Here is an 18,773-nt window from a genome sequence, read left to right as displayed (position 1 = left end):
CACAACGACTTGGCACCATGTCCGACCGCATCCGCTATTCCGACGACAGCCGGCCTGGCATCACCAGGCGCAAGATGCGCCACGGCTGGGGCTATTGGCTGCCGTCGGGCGAGCGGATCACCGACCGTGACGAGATCGACCGGCTCAACCGCATCGGCCTGCCCCCCGCCTATCGCGACGCCTGGTTCTGTCCCGATCCCGACGGCCATATCCAGGCGGTCGGCTGGGACGAAAAGGGACGTAAGCAATATCGCTACCACGCCGAGTTCCGCGAGGCGCAGGAGGCGGCGAAATATTCGCGCTGCGGTGAGTTCGGGGAGCGGTTGCCGCGACTGCGCAAGCGCGTCGAAAAGGACCTGCGCGCGCGCAAGCTGACGCGCGAACGCGCGGTGGCGGCGGTCGTCCGCCTGCTCGACCTCGGCCGCATCCGGGTGGGCAATGAAAGCTATGCGAAGGCGAACAAGAGCTTCGGCGCGACGACGCTGCGCCGACGCCACGCAAAGCTGACCGGGACGCGCCTGCGCCTCCAATACACTGCCAAGTCGGGCAAGCTGCGCGTCCTCACCATCACCGACAATTCGCTGATCCGCTTCGTCAAGAAGTGCCAGGACCTGCCCGGCCAGCACTTGTTCGGCTGGCTCGACGACGCGGGCGAGGCGCGTCCCGTCACCTCCGGCGACGTCAACGACTATATCCGCGAGGCGATGGGCGCGCCCTTCACCGCCAAGCATTTCCGCACCTGGGGCGCGAGCGCGATCGCGTTCGAGGCGATCATGACCGCGCCCGAGCCGATCGGGCTCAAGACGATGCTGGAACCCGTGGTCGAGGCGCTGGGCAACACCCCCGCGATCGCACGCAAGAGCTATGTCCACCCCGCGCTCGTCGAATTGGGCAAGGACAAGGCTGCACAGCTTGCGCTCCGCCAGCGGCTCAAGCTACCGCGCGCGGCGCGTCATCTGACGCGCGCCGAGCGGGGGCTGATCGCCTTCCTCGGCGAATGCGGCCAGAGCGGCGCCCCCGCCCGCGCGGCATAACGACGGAGCCGGCATGAGCAACAGCACCGCGGCCAACAGCGCCGCGATCCTCGACTTCGATCCGGAGGGCGCCCAGCGCCAGGTCAATCTGCTCGTCCGCGACGGCGTCGCCTGGATCGGCGACCACTGGATCCAGATCGGCATCGCGATCGGCTTCGCCGCGCTGATCGTGCTCGCGCTCGATTGGGTGAAGCGCTGGGGCAAGCGCTATTGCGAGCGCCAGCCCGTCGTCACCGGCTGGGCGGGCATCTTCGGCCGGGCGATCGCACGCACCAATCGTTTTTTCATGACGATGATCGCCGCCAAGCTGGTGGTCGGCGTCGCCGATGCCCCCACCGGGGTGGTCACCGCGATCAACTTCCTCTTCACCGTCGCCGCGGTGTTCCAGGCGGCGGTCTGGGTTCGCGAGGTGATCCTGGGGCTGGTCGAGGCGCGGACACAGACCGATCATCGCGGCAGCGAGGCGCTGGGCACCGCATTGGGCCTTATCCGCCTGCTCGTCACCTTTGCCGTTTTCGCGATCGCGCTGATCGTCGTGCTCGACAATCTGGGCGTCAACGTGACCGGCCTTGTCGCCGGTCTCGGCGTCGGGGGCATCGCCATCGGTCTCGCCGCGCAGGGCATTTTTGCCGATCTGTTCGCCGCGCTGTCGATCATCTTCGACAAGCCGTTTCGCAAGGGCGACAGCATCACCTATGACCAGACGCAGGGGAATATCGAGGCGATCGGCCTTAAATCGACGCGAATCCGCAGCTTTCAGGGGGAAGAACGGATCATCTCGAACAAGAACCTGCTCGACAAGGAAATCCAGAACAACACACAGCGTGTCCATCGCCGCGCCAAGTTCGCGATCGGCGTGACCTATCAGACCGCACCCGAGACCTGCGCCCGCATCCCCGACATTCTAAAGGAGATCGTCGAGGCGCACGACCGCCTGTTCGTGCGCGCCGGATTCGTCAATTTCGGCGCGTCGAGCCTCGACTTCGAGGTCGAGTTCGATTCGCCCGGTCCCGATTACGTCGCCTTCTACGATGCGCGCACCGCGATCGGCATCGCGATCCTGCGCCGCTTCAATGCCGAGGGAATCGAAATCGCCTATCCGACGCAGACGACCTTCACCGCCGCGCCCGACGGCCGCCTCGTCATGCCCTATGCCGAGGTGCAGCCGGTGCGCGATGTCGACCATGTCTAACTATTTCGCCGCGAAGGCGAAACCTTTCGCGTCGCCACCGCGTAGGATTGATGCAGGATAAGAGTTCGGCAATGCCGCATCAGGAACCGCGCGTATGAACCCCCAGCCGCAACCGCAGCCGACCGCCGAGCTCGAGCGGTACCGTGCGCTGTTCGAGACGATGGACGAGGGCTTCTGCGTCATCGAATTTTTCGACGGGCCGCACGGACCCAACAGCGACTATGTCCATGTCCTCGCCAACCCTGCCTATGAGCGCAACGCCGGCATCCCGAACGTCGTCGGCCAGAAGCTGCGCGAGATGGTGCCCGATGAGGCCGATGGGTGGGTCGAGCTGTACGGCACCGTGCTCAGCACCGGTCAGCCGATCCGTTTCCAGCGCGAGCTGGTCGCAACGGGTCGCTTCCTCGAGGTCTCGTCCTTCCGCCTCGAGCCCGCGACGCTTCGTCAGGTGGCGGTGCTGTTCAAGGACGTCAGCGACCGTGCCCGCGCCGAGGCCGAGCTTCGCCGCCTGAACGAGACGCTCGAGGCGCGGGTCGCAGCCGCAGTCGAGGAACGCGCCACGATCGAAGAGGCGCTGCGCCAGAGCCAGAAGATGGAAGCGGTGGGCCAGCTGACGGGCGGCCTTGCCCATGATTTCAACAACCTGCTGGCCGGCATTTCGGGCTCGCTCGAGCTTGCTCAGATGCGGATCAGCCAGGGCCGCGTTGCCGAGGTCGAGAAGTATCTGCTCACCGCGCAAGGCGCGACGCGGCGCGCCGCTGCGCTTACCCACCGCCTGCTCGCCTTTGCGCGCCGCCAGACGCTGTTGCCGCGGCCGGTCAACGTCAACCGGCTGGTGGCGGGTATGATCGAGCTGATCCAGCGCACCGTCGGCCCATCGGTGGCAATCGAGAATGTCGCAGCGACGGGGCTATGGACCGCAATGGTCGATGCCTCTCAGCTCGAGAACGCCCTTCTCAACCTGTGCATCAATGCGCGTGACGCGATGCCCGAGGGCGGGCGCATCACCATCGAGACTTGCAACCGCTGGATCGACGCTGCGGGCAGCCGCCAGCTCGACATGCCCGAGGGACAGTATCTGTCGCTTTGCGTCAGCGACACCGGCACCGGCATGACGCCTGAGGTGCGCGCGCGCGCCTTCGACCCCTTCTTCACCACCAAGCCGATCGGCGAGGGGACGGGCCTCGGCCTGTCGATGATCTACGGCTTCGCCAAGCAATCGGGCGGACAGGTACGCATCTATTCGGAGCCGGGCGAGGGCACGATGGTGTGCATCTACCTGCCCCGCCACCTGGGCGACGACGAGCCCGAACTGCCGACGATCGAGCCCGCCATCACGGCGCCGCCGGGTGCGGGCGAGACGGTGCTGGTGGTCGACGACGAGCCCTCGGTACGGCTGCTGATCGTCGATGTGCTTCACGAGCTGGGCTATGCCGCGATCGAGGCGGCGGACGGCGCGAGCGGGCTGCGCATCCTCGAATCGGGGGCGCGGATCGACCTGCTCGTCACCGATGTCGGGTTGCCCGGGGGCATGAATGGCCGCCAGCTCGCCGACGCGGCGCGAGCGCGCCGGCCCGGCCTCCACGTCCTCTTCATCACCGGCTTTGCCGAGAACGCGCTGCTCAACAATGGCCAGCTCGAACCCGGTATGCAGGTACTGACCAAGCCCTTCGCGATCGACGCGCTGGCGTCGCGGATCAGGCAGTTGGTGCGAGTGGGGGATTAAGCCAGTGCCGTACCCCGGCGAAGACCGGGGTCCAGTTGGGCTTGCCTTCCGCTTCTGTCGCGACGTTCCATGACTGGACCCGGCCCCTGCCGGGATACGAGCGCAATCAGTCGCCCGTGACCTTCACGGGTCCCAGATCGCCCTGCCCAACGCTCGCCGACGCCATTTCCAGCATTCGGTCGAGGCTTGCCTTGGCCTTGAGCCGCAGTTCCTCGTCCACCTCGATCCGCGGGCTGAGGTCGCGCAAGGCGACGTAGAGCTTCTCGAGCGTGTTCATCGCCATGTAGGGGCAGATATTGCAGTTGCAGTTCCCGTCGGCGCCCGGCGCGCCGATGAACAGCTTGTGCGGCACCGCCTTCTGCATCTGGTGGATGATGTGCGGCTCGGTCGCGACGATCAGCGTGTCGCCGGGCATCGTCTTGGCATAGTCGAGGATGCCGCTGGTCGAGCCGACATAGTCCGCATGATCGACGATGTGCGCCGGGCATTCGGGGTGCGCGGCGACCGGGGCTTCTGGATACTCGGCCTTCAATTTCAGGAGCTCGGTCTCGCTGAACGCCTCATGCACGATGCAGACGCCCGGCCACAGCAGCATGTCACGCCTGAACTTGCGAGAGAGATAGCCGCCCAGATGCTTGTCGGGGCCGAAGATGATCTTCTGGCTCTCCGGGATCTGCGCGATGATCTTCTCGGCCGACGACGAGGTGACGATGATGTCGCTGAGCGCCTTCACCTCCATCGAGCTGTTGATGTAGGTGAGCGCGATATGGTCGGGATGCTGGGCCCGGAAAGCGGCGAACTGGTCGGGCGGGCAGCTGTCCTCCAGGCTGCAACCGGCATCCATGTCGGGCAGGATCACCGTCTTCTGCGGGCTCAGGATCTTTGCCGTCTCCGCCATGAAGCGGACGCCGCAGAACGCGATGACGTCGGCGTCGGTCTCCGCCGCCTTGCGGCTCAGCTCAAGGCTGTCGCCGACGAAATCGGCGAGGTCCTGGATTTCGGGCTTCTGGTAATAATGCGCGAGGATGACGGCGTTGCGCTCGCGCTTCAGCCGGTCGATCTCGGCGAGGAGGTCGACGCCTTGAAGCGATCCGCCGATGCCGTTGCGTGCGTCCATGTTTCGATCTGATCCCCGCTGGAAAACCGCGGGTCACATGGCCCCCTCGCGCCCGGTAATCAAGGGACCGGCGGGGGCGACGGCGCGAAGGCATAGGGATCCACCGTCCCGCCAGGACTTCCAGCGGTGACAGCGCGGTAGATCGCAGCGCCTGCGGGGCTGAAGGTCACGAGGTTGATCGCCACCTGCATCGTCAGCATCACGCCGATCGCCGCGACGAAGGCGGGGTGGACCCGGCCCGCGCGCCGCAGGTCGGCAATGCACCCTGCGAGCGGGAACAGCATCAGCGCCGCGAAGACGACTTCGCCAGCATAAGGGATCAGCAGCGGCATCGGCAGCAGCCGGCCGAATGCGGGTCCGATCAGCACAGCCATCGCGCAATAATGCAGCCGCCGGTGCCATGCCGTGCGCCGCCGCGCCGCAATCCCTGCGGCGGTCAGACCGGCAAAGGTCAGCACGCCGAGTGGATTCATCACGAGGAATTAGACCGGCTGAAAGAAAAAGGGCACGGCCCCGCGCCGCACCATCATCACCGTCAAGAGAGTACCAAGCACTACCATCGCAGCGGCCCAGACCGCAGCGATCCAGCCCAGCCGGCGATGCAGGTCGAGGCGCCCGGCCGCCGCCAACCAGTTCTGCGTCACATAGATCGCGACCCAGCCCATGAACACCACGGCATGAAGATGGACGATGGGCGGCGCGGCGAAGCTCGACCGCCCCATCGCAAACTGCGTACCGAAGCCCGCCACGACCACCGAGGCCATGACCAGCGAACTTACGGCAAAGAAACGATCGTCACGACCGATCGACGCCGTACCGCCAATGCCCAATATCGTCGCCATGGTGCCGCCCCCGCGCCCCGCTGCGGCCGGATAGTATCACAACGATGAAGCCATGACGACAAGAAGTTCTGCTTGGAAACTGTCAGACTTAACAGAAGAATCGGCGCCCGGGCGCAAATCCGGAGTGACTAGCATTATATCCGCTCTGATGGCTTTCTGGCTTGTCCTGAAGGCGTCGGCGCCGATCGTGCCCCGACCGCCGACCCTAAAACGTCACCGCGGACGTTATCCCGGCTTCGGCATGCCAAATGGCCGGAGCCTACCGTGCGTTCTCCAGCACCTGTGCGGGGGTGCGCGACTGGTCCCAGCGCTCGCGGCTGCGCCCGCGCTCGGCGGGAAAGGTGACGATGACGCGAGCGCCCGTCTGCCCCGCCGCCTCGAGCGGGGCGGCGAGCGTGCGCGCGATCGCCCCGCGGGCAAGCTCGCGCGCCTGCGCCAGTCGCTCGGGACTCGTGGCCTCGCGCGTCGCGGCACGGCGGGCGGCGCGCGACACGCGCGTGCCCAGCGCCTCGCCCGCCTCGCGCGTGACCAGCAGGCCGCTGCGCTCGACGACGACACCCTCGCCCTCGTCGATATTGGGTGCGTCGGCGGCGACATCGGGCGCGTCGACGATCAGCGTTCGGGTGTCGGGGTCCCAAGCCATGTCGCGCGGCGACAGGCCCGACAGGTCGACGGTGTAATCGACCGAATACGGCATCTTGGCGACGCGCCCCGACTTCAGGAAGCCGCCCCAGCGCGTGTCGTTCGCCGCGGCCTGCACGATGCCCGACAGGCGCGCGACGCGCAGCTGGCTCATCCCCGCGATCCGTGCGGTGACGATCTGCGTGACGGCAGGTCCCTCGGGCGCATCCGCCGGCTTGGTGACGACATGGCGGTCGCGATAGTCGCTCCACGCGAGCAGCAGGCCGCCGACCACCGCGAGCAGCAGTGCCCCGGCGACGATCAGCCGCCACGGCTCGTTCCGCCTCACGCGGCGTGCCACGCGCCCCCCTCCCCCGCGATCGCAAGGCCGCGCTTCTGGAGGTCGATCAGATGCGCCAGCACCGACCGTGCCGCCGCCGGCTTCAGCCGCGCGTCGAGGCCGACATACATCGCCTCCACCATCCCCTCGACCGCATGCGTGCCCCGCCCGAGCAGCCGGACGATCTGCCCCTCGCGCTGCTTCCTGTGGCCGAGCATTCCGCGCACCAGCCGCTGCGGATTGTCCACCACTTCGCCATGCGCCGGGTAATAGACGGCCTCTTCGCGTCCCAGCAGCTTCTCGAGGCTTGCCATATAGTCGCCCATGTCGCCGTCGGGCGGCGACACGATACTCGTCGACCAGCCCATCACATGGTCGCCGCTGAACAGCGCATTCGCCTCGGGCAGGGCGAAGGCGAGGTGGTTGGAAGTATGGCCGGGCGTCGCCACCGCCTCGATCGTCCAGCCGTCGCCGGCGATCCGCTCGCCATCGGCGAGCACGCGATCGGGGGCGTAATCGATATCGAACGCGGCATCGGCGCGCGGCCCCTCGTCGGCCATCGTCAGCGGCGCGCAGCCGATCACCGGCGCGCCCGTTGCCTGGCGCAGCCGCGCGGCGAGTGGGCTGTGGTCGCGGTGCGTGTGGGTGACGAGGATCGCCGCCACCGGCCGGCCGGCAATCGCCCGATGCAGCGCTTCCAGATGCGCCGCGTCGTCCGGCCCCGGATCGATCACCGCCAGCGCGCTTTGCCCGACCAGATGCGTCTGCGTCCCCGTGTGCGTATAGGGCGAGGCATTGCCCGCCAGCACCCGCGTCACCAGCGGGCCGAGCGGCACGGCGACGCCGACCGGATGCGTTTCCATCCGACCCATGTGGCCGCGCCGCCGCCCGGCGGCAAGAGGGTGCTCAGTCCTCGGGCTTGGCCATCGCGGTGTGGCGCCGCGCGAGCACGCTGTCGGGGATGACGTGCGAAAGCGCCGCCTCGACTTTGTTCTTCGCGCCAGAGACGATGTGCGCCGACCCGTCCATCATCGCCTTCCACCCGTTGCGCGCGGTGACAGCGGGGTCTTCCTTGCCGTCGTCCCGACCGACGGGGGTGTCGAGCATGTTAGCCCGCTCGAAGAAGCGCGTGTCGGTCGGCCCCGGCATCAGAACCGTCACGGTGACGCCCGTCTCGCTCAGTTCCTCGCGCAGCGCATAGGCGAAGCTGTCGAGATACGCCTTGGTCCCGTTATAGACCGCCTGATAGCTGCCGGGGATCAGCCCCGCGATCGACCCGGTGATGAGGATGCGTCCCTCGCCGCGCGCCGCCATCGCCTGCGCGACCTTCTGGAGGAGATAGGTGGTGCCAGTGACGTTGGTGTCGATCACTCGCCGCCAGTCCTCGGGCGACTGCTCGACAAAGGCGTGGCCCAGCCCACGTCCCGCATTGGCGACGAGGATGTCGATCGGCCGCACGCCGACCGCTTCCAGCAGCCGGTCATTGCCCTCGAAGGTCGCAAGGTCCGCCTCGACCGCCTCGACGCGGGCGCCGCTGCCGCGCAGTTCGCCGGCCGCCGCATCGACCTGCGGCTCGTCCGCTATGAGGATCAGTTCATATCCCTCGCTTGCGGCGATCTTCGCCAGTTCGCGCCCGATCCCGCTTGATGCGCCCGTGATGACCGCCAACGCCATTCGCCGTCTCCTAGAAAAGGTTGCGAAAGGCAAAGCGAATCAATCGCTTGGGCGTTCCATTGTAAAGACAGTGGTGCCCCGAGAGAGACTCGAACTCCCGACCTGCGGTTTAGGAAACCGTTGCTCTGTCCTGCTGAGCTATCGGGGCACGGGCCCTGCCCTATGGCAGCGGCGCGGTGGAATCAATTGCGCGTCTCGGGCGGCACCACGGGGAAGAGGAGCGGCGCGATCGGCACACCTTCCTCGGCGAGCGCCTTCGCTTCGGCGAGGCTCGCCTGGCCGTGGATCGGCGCCTCGGGGGCGTCACCGACGTGCATCGCGCGCGCCTGATCGGCGAAAGCGGTGCCGACCCATTGCGACTTCTCAAGCGCCTTGGCCTGGGCCGCGGCCATGGCGGCGAGGGCGGCCTTGATGGCCTCGGGCGACGGCGCTTCGTCGCCCTTGGCAGGAACGGCAGCGCGCTGGTTTCCCTTGGCGCCCACATTGGGGGCCATCACGGCCTTCTCGATCTCGGCCGAGCCGCACATCGGGCACTCGACCAGCCCGCCGGCGCGCTGTTCCTCATAGGCGGCACTGCTGCCGAACCATGCCTCGAACACATGGCCGTGCCCGCAGCGCAGGTCGAAGACGATCATTGCGCGACCTCGACCGGCGGGATCGCGCGGGCATGGTCGAGCACGGGAATGCGCGCACGCACCTCGGCCACGCGCTCGGCCTCGATCTCGGCGAAGCCGAGGCCCGGCGCCTCACCCATGTCGAGCAGCACCTCGCCCCAGGGATCGACGACGAGCGAATGGCCATAGGTCGCGCGGCCGTCCTCATGCTCGCCCGTCTGCGCGGCGGCGATGACGAAGCACCCCGTCTCGGCCGCGCGGGCGCGCAAGAGCAGGTGCCAGTGCGCCGCGCCGGTCGGCCGGGTGAACGCCGCCGGCACGGCCAGCACATGCGCTCCGGCCACTGCAAGCGCATGATAGAGCTCGGCGAAGCGCAGATCGTAGCAGATGGTCGGGCCGAGCGGCCCCACCGGCGTCCCGACCACCACCGCCCCCTCGCCCGGCGCATAGACCGCCGACTCGCGCCAGCGATCGCCGCCGCCGACATCGACGTCGAACAGGTGGAGTTTGTCGTAGCGCGCCCGCACCTCGCCGCCCGCGTCGATGACGAAGCTGCGATTAGCGAAGCGTCCATCGGCGCGCCGTACCGCGAGCGAGCCGAGATGGACCCATAGGCCCTCCGCCCTCGCCGCTGTGCGCACTAGCACCAGCACGGGATCGTCCGCCTCGGCGACGATGCTCGCCGCCGCCCGTTCGCGGTCACGGTCGATCAGGTTCGACATCTCGGGCGTGAACAGCATCGCCGCGCCGCCGGCCTTCGCCTCGGCCACCGCCTCGACGATGGTGCGCGCATTGGCGGCGGGGTCGATCCCGCCGTTCATCTGGAGCAGCGCGACCCTCACGCGGCGAGGAGCGCGTCGAGCCGCCCTTCGCGATCGAGCGCGGCCAAGTCGTCCGAGCCGCCGACATGCGCCCCGTCGATGAAGATCTGCGGCACCGTCGTCCTGCCGTTCGCGCGATCGATCATCTCGGCGCGCCGGGGCCCGCCCATGGTGATGTCGATCTCCTCGAACGCCGCGCCCTTCTGCGCGAGGAGTCGCTTGGCGCGCGTGCAATAGGGACACCACGCCTTGGTATAGATTTCGACCGCTGCCATGCCGCTGACGTGGAAAGCGAGGGCGCGCTTGTCAATCGTCCGGTCCGGCAAGCACCCTCGCGAAGACCAGCGTCGTGACGCGCGCGCCCGCCGCCTCGAGCACCGCGGCGCATCCGTCGGTGGTCGCGCCGGTGGTATGGACATCGTCGACGAGCACCACGTGCCGATCGCCAAGCGCCTCGCGCACCGCGAACGCCCCCGCCACCGCGCGCCGCCGCGCCGCCGGGCCGAGGCCGCGCAGCACCGGCGTCGAGCGCGTGCGGACGAGCAGGTCGTAGCGCGCCGACACGCCGCTCGTCCGCGACAGCGACGCCGCGATGAGGCCCGCCTGGTTATAGCCGCGCGACCAGAGCCGCCAGCGCGCGAGCGGCACGGGCACGATGAGGTGGGCATCGGCGGGCAGCAGCCGCTGCATCGCCGCGGCGATCGGTTCGGCATGGCCCAGCCGCCGCGCATATTTGAGCTTGAGCAGCACCTCGCGCGCGACCGGGCCATAGGCGACGGCCGCGCGCACCGGCCCGCCCCCGTCCGGCAGAAAGTCGAGGCCCTGCCAGCACGCGGCGCAGAAGCGATGCGCCTCGCCCGTCACCGCCGCGCACGCCGGGCAGCGCGGCGGCAGCGCGAAGTCGATCGCCAGGCGACCGGCGGCAGTGACGATCCCCCGCATCGCCCCCTTGTGCGACCCGCCGCCGCGGCGCACAAGCGCCGGCGATGGCGAGCGTTCCGCCCCCCGAACTCTTCTCGCGCTCGGCGCGCCGGGCTCGCCGCGATCGCGCCGTGCCCGGCTATGCCGCGCACGACTTCCTGCGCGCGGCGATGCTGGAGGGGATCGAGGAGCGGCTGGCGGCGGTGCAGCGGCCGCTTCGCGATTTCCTCGACCTCGGCAGTTTCGACGGGGCGTTCATGCCTCCGCCCGGGGCGCGGGTGGCGCGTCTCGATGCGGGCTTCGCCTTTGCAAAGGCCACCGGCGGCGTTCAGGGCGACGAGGACCGGATCCCCTTCGCCGATGCCAGCTTCGACTGCGTGGTGTCGGCGGGGGTGATCGATCAGGTCAACGACGTGCCCGGCCTGCTCGCGCTCGCGCGGCGGGTGCTCAGGCCCGACGGCCTGTTCCTCGGCGCGTTCGTCGGCGCGGGGAGCCTGCCGGTGCTGCGCGCCGCGCTGCTCGAGGGGGAGGCGCCGCGGGCGGTGGCGCGGCTCCATCCGCAGATCGACGTGCGGTCGGCGGGCGACCTGCTGTCGCGCGCCGGGCTGACGCTGCCCGTCGCCGATATCGAGCCGCTGGCGGTGCGCTATGCGGGCCTCGGCCGGCTGATCGAGGATCTGCGCGGCATAGCGGCGACCAACCTCCTCAAGGAGACGCCGCCGCTGACCCGGACTGCACTCGCCCGCGCGGCCGAGGCGTTCGCGGCGCGCGCCGATGCCGATGGCCGCGTGACCGAGCGGTTCCAGATCGTCTTCCTGACCGGCTGGGCGCCCGATCCCAGCCAGCCCAAGCCCGCGCGCCGCGGCAGCGCCACCGCCAGCCTCGCCGCCGCGCTCCGTCCCGAAGGTCCTGCATGATCCGCTCGCTGATCCCGCTCGCCGCGCTCGTCGCCATGCCCGCCGCCGCGCAGGAACCCGTGCGTGACGCCACCGCGGCGCAGATGCCCGCGCTTACCGCGCTCTATCGCGACCTCCACGCCAATCCCGAACTCGCCTTTCAGGAGAAGCGCTCGGCCAAGCTGATGGCGGATGCGGCGCGAAAGGCGGGGTTCACCGTGACCGACGGGGTCGGCCAGACCGGCGTCGTTGCGGTGATGAAGAACGGCCCCGGCCCGACGCTCCTCATCCGCACCGACATGGACGGGCTGCCGGTCGCGGAGGCCACGGGCCTGCCCTTCGCCTCGAAGGCGCGGGCGACGACGGCCGAGGGTACCGAGACCGCGGTCATGCATGCCTGCGGCCACGACACGCACATGGCGGGCTGGGTGGGGACGCTCAACAACCTCGCGCGGATGAAGGATCGCTGGTCGGGCACGCTCGTCATGATCGCGCAGCCCGCCGAGGAGCGCGGGCTCGGCGCCAAGGCGATGCTCGACGACGGGCTCTATACGCGCTTCCCCAAGCCCGACGTCGCGCTCGCCTTCCACGACAGCGCCTCGCTGCCCGCGGGCACGATCGGGGTGCGGCCTGGCTTCGCGCTCGCGACGGTCGATTCGGTCGATCTCACCGTGCGCGGCGTCGGCGGGCACGGCGCCTATCCCAGCGGCACGCGCGATCCCGTCGTGCTCGGCGCCAAGATCGTCATGGCGCTCCAGACGCTGGTCAGCCGCGAGAGCGACCCGCAATCGCCCGCGGTGGTGACGGTCGGCAGCTTTCGCGCGGGCACCAGTCACAATGTCATCGGCGACGAGGCGACGCTGCTCATCACCGTGCGCAGTTACGAGGAAAAGACGCGCAAGCTCCTTCTCGACGGCATCGCCCGCATCGCTCGAGGCGAGGCGATTGCGAGCGGCGTGCCCGAGGACCGGATGCCGGTGATGACGGTCCGCCCCAATGCGACGCCCGCGACCTTCAACACCGATCCGCTGAGCGGCCGCATGCGCGGGTTGTTCGAGGCTCGCTTCGGCAAGGGCCGCGTCGCCGGCGTGCCCGCGGCGATGGTGGGCGAGGATTTCAGCCGCTACTATCTCGCCGACAAGGCGGGGGTGCAGAGCCTGCTCTTCTGGGTCGGCGGCGTGCCGCAGGCCAAGTGGGATGCGGCACAGGCGGGCGGCGCGGCGCTCCCCTCCCTCCACAGCCCGAATTGGGCGCCCGATGCCGAGAAGGTGATCGCGACGGCCGCGGAAGCGATGACCGCGGCGGCGCTCGACGTGCTGAAGAAGGGCTGACTCCCGATCCCTCCCGTTCGTCCCGAGTAGCCGGCGCGAGCCGGCGTATCGAGGGATCGCCCGCCGCGAGTGCCAAATACCTCGATACGAGCTTTCGATATGCGCCCTGACGGGCGCTACTGGGCACGAACGGTGCTGGTGTTCCTAAGCCCCCGCCAGCGGCGTGCCCGACCGATCGCACACATACCGCGCCAGCTCCTCGCGGAGGGGCAAGCCGCTGATCGAGCGGAGCGGACCGTCATGCGCGACGTCGCTCTCCACCCGGCCGCGGGTCGAGGCGACTCCGACGACGTGGAACAGCCGCCGCCCGCAATCCACCTCGGTTCGGGCGTAGGCGACACGGTCGTCATGCTCCTGCCGGATGATCGCGATGCTGGTGCCGGCCAGCGTCGTGCGGTGACGGAGCAGATAATAATCGGATCGCGTGTCCGATGGTGTGGGAATGAGATCGCCGACGATGTCGAGCCGCGCCGGTTTGGGCGCCGCCACCTCGGTCTCGGCCAGGTTGCGCAGCACCACCGTGCCGCCGTCGTAACTCGATGCGTCGCTCGTCCCGCACGCGCTCAGCATCAACGCCCCCGTCATCACCCCCATCAGCATCGTCATCCGCATCCGCCATTTCTCCTTGAGCCGGGGGAGAGCTCAACGCGGCCGCAAGAGCTCGACGGCGACGCCGAGCCCCAGCGCGAGCGCAACGACGAGCACACTTGCGGCGTCGTTCCACGATGGTCCGAACTGCGTCAGCATGGTCGTAAAGTCGATGAAGTCGAACACGTTGAGCCTTCCCCTAGATGAAGGCGGACGCCGCGCGGCGCCCACCCGACGCTACGGCAGCGCCAGCGTCACGGGGGAAGCTAAGAAGTGCTGCGTTGCGATACTCGTACCGCAACGCAACAAATTATTTCTGATGCAGGTTAGATCGACAGGATGTTACGACCGGTTGGAGCTTGACCGCGCCTATCGTCCCAACAGCACGCGCGCCTGCCCCGCGATCTGCGCCAGCATCGCGGCGCTGGGGCTCGGCGCCCGGCGAGCACGCGCCACGAGCGCGGCGAACTGATCGACCCGTGCGCGGTTCGCCGCGAGCCACGCTTCCACCGCCGCCTGCGGATCGCAGGCGTCCTGCCGCGACAGGAAGTCGAGGCGAAGCTGCTGGAAATCGCGCGCGAGGCCGGCGATCAACAGCCGCTCCCACGGATCCCCCGACGCGACGCGCGCGGCATTGGCCTGTGCCCAGTCGAGCCCGAGCGCATGCCCCAGATGCGTGAAGGCGCGCGTCAGCACCGCCTCCTCGGTCCCCAGCCGCTGGCTGAGGTCGGCGAGGCCCACCGCACCGTCGAGCTCGAAGATGCGCACGACCTTCCTGACCAGCGCGGCGGGCGCCCCCGCAGCCTCCAGCCGATCGGAGATGCGTGCCGATTGCGCGCTGGCCTCTTCGAGCAACAGTTCGCGCGTCTGCCGGTCGAGGCTGGCGATGCCGGGCTTCAGCCGCGCGATCACCTCGCCCGGCTGCGTGCCGGGGGCGGCGATGCGGAGCAGGTCGGCGATCTGCGACCGGGTCGCGACCGCCACTTCCTCGAGTAGCGCAAGCCGCGCGCCCTCGGGCATGTCGGTCGTTTCGATCGCTTCCCAGAGCGCGGGCAGGCCGAACAACCGCTCGGCGACGACGAACATTCCGGCAATGTCGGCCATCCCCGCGCCTTCCTCCTCGGCCAGCTCGAAGGGGTGGAGGACGCCGAGGCGATTGACGACGCGGTTGGCGAGCTTGGTCGCGACGATCTCGTTCCGCAGGCGATGCTGGCGGATCGCGTCAGCGAACTTCTTCTGCATCGGCCGGGGGAAGGCGGCCATCAGGTCGGGTTCGAGCTCGGGGTCCTGCCCCAGCTCGGCCTGCTCGATCGCGTCCTGCAGCGCGAGCTTGGCGCTCGCCAGCAACACGGCCAGCTCGGGCCGGGTGAGGCCGCGACCTTCCTGGGCGACGCGAAGCATGTCCTCGTTGGTGCCCAGACCCTCGACCGCGCGATCGAGCCGGCCACTCGCCTCCAGGATCTCGATTACGCGGACATAGCTCGGCACCGCCACCGACCCGTCATTCTCCATGAAGGAGAGCGCGAGCGTCTGGAGCCGGTTGTCCTCCAGCACCAGGTCCGACACCTCGTCGGTCATCGACACGAGCAGGTCGTCGCGCTTCGCGAGCTTCAGCCGGCCCTCGGTCACTTCGCGGTTGAGCGCGATCTTGATGTTGACCTCGTTGTCTGAACAATCGACGCCCGCCGAATTGTCGATGAAGTCGGTGTTGATCCGCCCGCCCTTCGCTGCGAACGCGATCCGCGCGGCCTGGGTCACGCCAAGGTTCGCGCCCTCGCCGATCGCCTTGGCGCGCACCTGTTCGGCATTGACGCGAAGCCGGTCGTTGGCGGGGTCGCCGACCTCTGCATTATTCTCGTGCCCTGCCTTGATGTAAGTGCCGATGCCGCCGAACCAGATGAGGTCGACGGGCGCCTTCAGGATCGCGCCGATCAGGCTGGTGGGGTCAAGTTCGGCGTCGTCGATGCCCAGCAGCTCGCGGACCTGCTTCGACAGCTTGATCGACTTTTCGGTCCGCGCGAAGACGCCGCCGCCCTTGGAAATGAGCGAAGGGTCATAGTCCGCCCAGCTTGACCGCGGCAGCTGGAACAGCCGGTCGCGCTCGGCCCAGCTGGCCGCCGGGTCGGGGTCGGGATCGAGGAAGATGTGGCGATGGTCGAACGCCGCGCGCAGGCGGATCGCCTTCGACAGAAGCATCCCGTTGCCGAACACGTCGCCCGACATGTCGCCGCAGCCGACGACGTCGATCGACTGCGTCTGCACGTCGACGCCCATTTCAAGGAAGTGGCGCTGCACCGACACCCAGCCGCCCTTGGCGGTGATGCCCATCGCCTTGTGGTCATAGCCCTTCGACCCGCCGCTGGCGAAGGCATCGCCAAGCCAGAAGCCGCGCTCCTGCGCGATCGCGTTGGCGACGTCGCTGAAGCTTGCCGTGCCCTTGTCGGCGGCGACGACGAAATAGGGGTCCTCGCCGTCATGGATCACGACGCTGTCGGGATGGACGACGCGGCCCTCGACGATATTGTCGGTGATCGACAGGAGCGAGCGGATGAAGATGCGATAGCTCTCCGTCCCCTCGGCCAGCCACGCCTCACGATCCGACGCGGGGGGCAGCTGCTTGGGGTAGAAGCCACCCTTGGCGCCGGTCGGCACGATGACGGCGTTCTTGACGCGCTGCGCCTTCATCAGCCCGAGGATCTCGGTGCGGAAGTCGTCGCGCCGATCCGACCAGCGAAGGCCACCGCGCGCGACGGGGCCGGCGCGCAGGTGGATGCCCTCGACACGCGGGCTGTAGACGAAGATCTCGCGCCAGGGGAGCGGCAGCGGCAGGCCCGGCACCTTGGCCGAATCGAGCTTGAACGCCAGCGCCTCGTCCGCCGCCGGTGCGAAGGCGTTGGTACGAAGCGTCGCGGCGACGACGCCGCGGAGCGCGCGCAGGATGCGGTCGTCGTCGATCGCCGAGACGGCGTCGAGGCCGCTCTCGATCGTCTTCGCTGCCTTCTCGATCGCCGCCTCGCGCCCCTCGGCGCGCGAGGGATCGTGCGCGGCAGAGAAGTGCGCGATCAGGCCGGCCGCAACCTTGGGCGCACGCCGCAGCGCATCGACCACGGTGCCGAGCCCGTAAGCGAGGCCGGTCTGGCGCAGATATCGGAACCACGCGCGATAGAGGACGACCGACAGTGGCGAGATGCCGCTCTCGACCACCAGCCGGTTGAAGGCATCGTTCTCGGCCCGGTTCTCCAGCACCGCCTGGATCGCGCCCTCGACCATCGGATGGTCGAGCTGCTTTTCGGCCTGCGGGGCGCCGGGCACCTCGACATAGAAGTCGTGGATGACGATCTCACCCTCGCCGTCGAGCAGCGTCGGCAGCTCGGCGATCACGCGGAAACCGAAATTCTCGAGCACCGGCACCGCATCCGACAAAGGCAGCGCGCCGCCGCGGCGATAGATCTTGATGCGGAAGCGGCCGTCATCGGGGTTGTCGTCGGCAAGGATTCGGACCTGCCGGTCTTCGTCCTGCTCCAGCTCGGCGATGCGCAGCACGTCCTGCGCGGCCTCTTCGGGGCTGAAGGCGTTGCGGTAGTTGACCGGGAAGGTGCCTGCATGCCGCAGCGCCAGCCGCGCTGCGCGGCCGCTACCGACCAGATCGACCAGCGCCGCCTCGACCGCCGCCGACCAGCCGCGCATCATCCGCACCAAGCGGTCGTCGAGCGCCGCCGCGTCGGGCATCCGCCCCGACCCGCGCAGATCGAGGGTGTAGCGGATCAGCGCCACCTCCCCGTCCTCAAGGCTGATCGACCAGCTGAGCAGCGAGGCGTTCGCCGCCTCCGCCAGCATGACGCCGATCGCCTCGCGCCGCCCGGTGGTCAGCTCGTCGCGCGGCAGCCAGACGAAGCCGAACAGATGCCGCCCCAGCGTCGAACGGACGAGCACCAGCTTGGGCCGCGGCCGGTCGGCGATCGACATCGCGGTCAGGACCAGCGTCTCCAGCGCATCCTGGTCGAACGCGGCCGTCAGGTCGTGCGGCAGCTCTGTCAGCGCATGCGCCATCGCCTTGCCGGTATGGCCGCGCGGATCGAAGCCGAACTTGCCCGTCAGCGCCTTCAGGCTGCGGCGAAGCAGCGGCACCTCATGCGGCGGCGAATGCAGCGCCGCACTCGTCCACAGGCCCGCATGGATCGAGAGGCCGGTGACCTGCTCGCCCCTAAAGATCGGCAGCAGGATGAGGTCGAGCGGCACGCGGCGATGGACGGTCGAGATGCAGTTCGACTTGAGGAGCAGCGGCGCGCGCCCCCCCTTGGCGAAATACTCGGCGGCAAGCCCGCGCGACGCCTCGGCGAGGAGCGGCGTCTCGAGCGTCTCGGCGGCGATGCCGATCGCGTCGCGGACCTTGCCCTCGACGTCCCAGCATTCATGCCCGAGCAGCGTCATGTTGCCGTCGAGGAACCAGCGCAGCAGCGCCGCGCCCTCGTCATCCTCAGTCCGATCGGCATCGGCGGCGAGCGCCTGCTGCAGCTTGGGCCAGTCGGCGACGGCGCGGCGGACATGCGCGAGATTGCGTTCGAGGTCCTCGACCAGCTCGCGCCGCTCCTTCGCGTCGAGGCGGTCCATCTCGATATAGACCATCGATTCGGGCGTGCCGTCATCGTCGATGTTGACCAGCGCGCCGCCCTTATCGCGGGTGACGCGCAGCACCGGGTGAACCAGCCGCTCGATCGGCGCCCCGACCGCGCCGATGGTGGCGGCGATCGAATCGACGAGGAACGGCATATCGTCGTTGATGACCGCGAGGCGCATCCGCCGCCGGTCGCCGCGCGCAAAGGTGTCGATCGCGATTGCCGGGCGACCGGGCGGGCGCGTCGCCGCCGCCGCCGTCACGAAGCCCGCCGCGTCAGCGCGCTCGGCCTTGTCGAGGCCTTCAGTCTCCCCCGGAAGCGCTCCGTCGAAGAAGCGCGCTGCGATCGCCTTGGCCGGCGTCGTGCCTTTTTTGCTCAGCATGGCCGCGGCTATGCGCCCAATGCAGGATAGTCTCAACCCATACGATTAGGAGGGGCGA

The 18,773-nt window shown here is 68.9% G+C and carries 18 protein-coding genes and 1 tRNA gene; 5 read left to right on the top strand and 14 right to left on the bottom strand.

All coding sequences use genetic code 11. The annotated features are described in order from the left end of the window. Positions 1–17 precede the first annotated feature (17 nt). The 3 genes from COC42_RS15000 to COC42_RS14990 all read left to right on the top strand — a co-directional run bounded on the left by COC42_RS15000 (position 18) and on the right by COC42_RS14990 (position 3,952). The gene (locus COC42_RS15000; protein WP_096344065.1) at positions 18–1,034 is read left to right on the top strand and encodes a DNA topoisomerase IB; all 1,017 of its coding nucleotides are present in this window, start codon (positions 18–20) and stop codon (positions 1,032–1,034) included. Positions 1,035–1,047: 13 nt separating this feature from the next. Beyond that, entirely contained in the window at positions 1,048–2,226 is a 1,179-nt protein-coding gene (locus tag COC42_RS14995) for a mechanosensitive ion channel family protein (RefSeq protein WP_096344064.1), read from the top strand. A gap of 94 nt (positions 2,227–2,320) precedes the next feature. Next, entirely contained in the window at positions 2,321–3,952 is a 1,632-nt protein-coding gene (locus tag COC42_RS14990) for an ATP-binding protein (RefSeq protein WP_096344063.1), read from the top strand. Positions 3,953–4,058: 106 nt separating this feature from the next. Here the strand turns inward: COC42_RS14990 and nadA are convergent, their stop codons facing one another. From nadA to COC42_RS14940, 11 genes are all read right to left on the bottom strand, one after another. After that, positions 4,059–5,069: a quinolinate synthase NadA gene (gene nadA, locus COC42_RS14985; RefSeq protein ID WP_096344062.1), complete on the bottom strand. Its 1,011-nt coding sequence runs from the start codon at positions 5,067–5,069 to the stop codon at positions 4,059–4,061. A 59-nt stretch (positions 5,070–5,128) separates the two neighbouring features. Then, the gene (locus COC42_RS18015) at positions 5,129–5,545 is read right to left on the bottom strand and encodes a hypothetical protein (RefSeq protein WP_245844186.1); all 417 of its coding nucleotides are present in this window, start codon (positions 5,543–5,545) and stop codon (positions 5,129–5,131) included. A 6-nt stretch (positions 5,546–5,551) separates the two neighbouring features. Then, entirely contained in the window at positions 5,552–5,911 is a 360-nt protein-coding gene (locus tag COC42_RS18010) for a hypothetical protein (protein WP_245844183.1), read from the bottom strand. A gap of 259 nt (positions 5,912–6,170) precedes the next feature. Next, the gene (locus tag COC42_RS14975; RefSeq protein WP_245844180.1) at positions 6,171–6,893 is read right to left on the bottom strand and encodes a DUF4230 domain-containing protein; all 723 of its coding nucleotides are present in this window, start codon (positions 6,891–6,893) and stop codon (positions 6,171–6,173) included. After that, positions 6,878–7,744, bottom strand: coding sequence for an MBL fold metallo-hydrolase (locus COC42_RS14970; protein ID WP_096344061.1), 867 nt, complete (start codon positions 7,742–7,744; stop codon positions 6,878–6,880). Before COC42_RS14970 ends, COC42_RS14975 begins: the two co-directional genes overlap by 16 nt. Before the next feature lie 34 nt (positions 7,745–7,778). Beyond that, entirely contained in the window at positions 7,779–8,546 is a 768-nt protein-coding gene (locus tag COC42_RS14965) for an SDR family NAD(P)-dependent oxidoreductase (protein WP_096344060.1), read from the bottom strand. 71 nt (positions 8,547–8,617) lie between these two features. Further along, positions 8,618–8,694, bottom strand: a tRNA-Arg gene (locus COC42_RS14960). Between the two features lie 34 nt (positions 8,695–8,728). After that, the gene (locus COC42_RS14955; protein WP_096344059.1) at positions 8,729–9,181 is read right to left on the bottom strand and encodes a DUF1178 family protein; all 453 of its coding nucleotides are present in this window, start codon (positions 9,179–9,181) and stop codon (positions 8,729–8,731) included. Next, positions 9,178–10,002, bottom strand: a complete 825-nt coding sequence (locus COC42_RS14950; protein WP_096344058.1) for a carbon-nitrogen hydrolase family protein — start codon at positions 10,000–10,002, stop codon at positions 9,178–9,180. The genes COC42_RS14955 and COC42_RS14950 overlap by 4 nt, the downstream gene beginning before the upstream one ends. Next, complete coding sequence (grxC, locus tag COC42_RS14945; RefSeq protein ID WP_096344057.1) at positions 9,999–10,256, bottom strand: glutaredoxin 3; 258 nt, start codon at positions 10,254–10,256, stop codon at positions 9,999–10,001. The genes COC42_RS14950 and grxC overlap by 4 nt, the downstream gene beginning before the upstream one ends. A gap of 31 nt (positions 10,257–10,287) precedes the next feature. Continuing rightward, complete coding sequence (locus COC42_RS14940) at positions 10,288–10,923, bottom strand: ComF family protein (RefSeq protein WP_096344246.1); 636 nt, start codon at positions 10,921–10,923, stop codon at positions 10,288–10,290. A 44-nt stretch (positions 10,924–10,967) separates the two neighbouring features. Here COC42_RS14940 and COC42_RS14935 point away from each other — a divergent pair, with 44 nt between their 5' ends. Both COC42_RS14935 and COC42_RS14930 read left to right on the top strand, forming a co-directional pair. Beyond that, positions 10,968–11,819 carry a class I SAM-dependent methyltransferase gene (locus COC42_RS14935; protein ID WP_096344056.1) on the top strand — a complete coding sequence of 284 codons (852 nt, stop codon included), beginning with the start codon at positions 10,968–10,970 and terminating at the stop codon, positions 11,817–11,819. After that, positions 11,816–13,129 (top strand): amidohydrolase, encoded by a 1,314-nt coding sequence (locus tag COC42_RS14930; protein ID WP_096344055.1) that lies wholly within the window; start codon positions 11,816–11,818, stop codon positions 13,127–13,129. Before COC42_RS14935 ends, COC42_RS14930 begins: the two co-directional genes overlap by 4 nt. A 144-nt stretch (positions 13,130–13,273) precedes the next feature. On the opposite strand, the gene COC42_RS14925 is transcribed toward COC42_RS14930, so the two are convergent. The 3 genes from COC42_RS14925 to COC42_RS14920 all read right to left on the bottom strand — a co-directional run bounded on the left by COC42_RS14925 (position 13,274) and on the right by COC42_RS14920 (position 18,715). After that, positions 13,274–13,741, bottom strand: coding sequence for a hypothetical protein (locus tag COC42_RS14925; RefSeq protein ID WP_096344054.1), 468 nt, complete (start codon positions 13,739–13,741; stop codon positions 13,274–13,276). Positions 13,742–13,771: 30 nt separating this feature from the next. Then, positions 13,772–13,903, bottom strand: coding sequence for a hypothetical protein (locus tag COC42_RS18125; RefSeq protein WP_281253107.1), 132 nt, complete (start codon positions 13,901–13,903; stop codon positions 13,772–13,774). A gap of 183 nt (positions 13,904–14,086) precedes the next feature. Beyond that, entirely contained in the window at positions 14,087–18,715 is a 4,629-nt protein-coding gene (locus COC42_RS14920) for an NAD-glutamate dehydrogenase (protein ID WP_096344053.1), read from the bottom strand. Positions 18,716–18,773 lie beyond the last annotated feature (58 nt).

The organism is Sphingomonas spermidinifaciens, assembly GCF_002351485.1.
GTDB classification, from domain to species: domain Bacteria; phylum Pseudomonadota; class Alphaproteobacteria; order Sphingomonadales; family Sphingomonadaceae; genus Sphingomonas; species Sphingomonas spermidinifaciens.
Note: the sequence above shows the minus strand (reverse complement) of the source record. Positions and strands in the feature narration are given on the sequence as shown.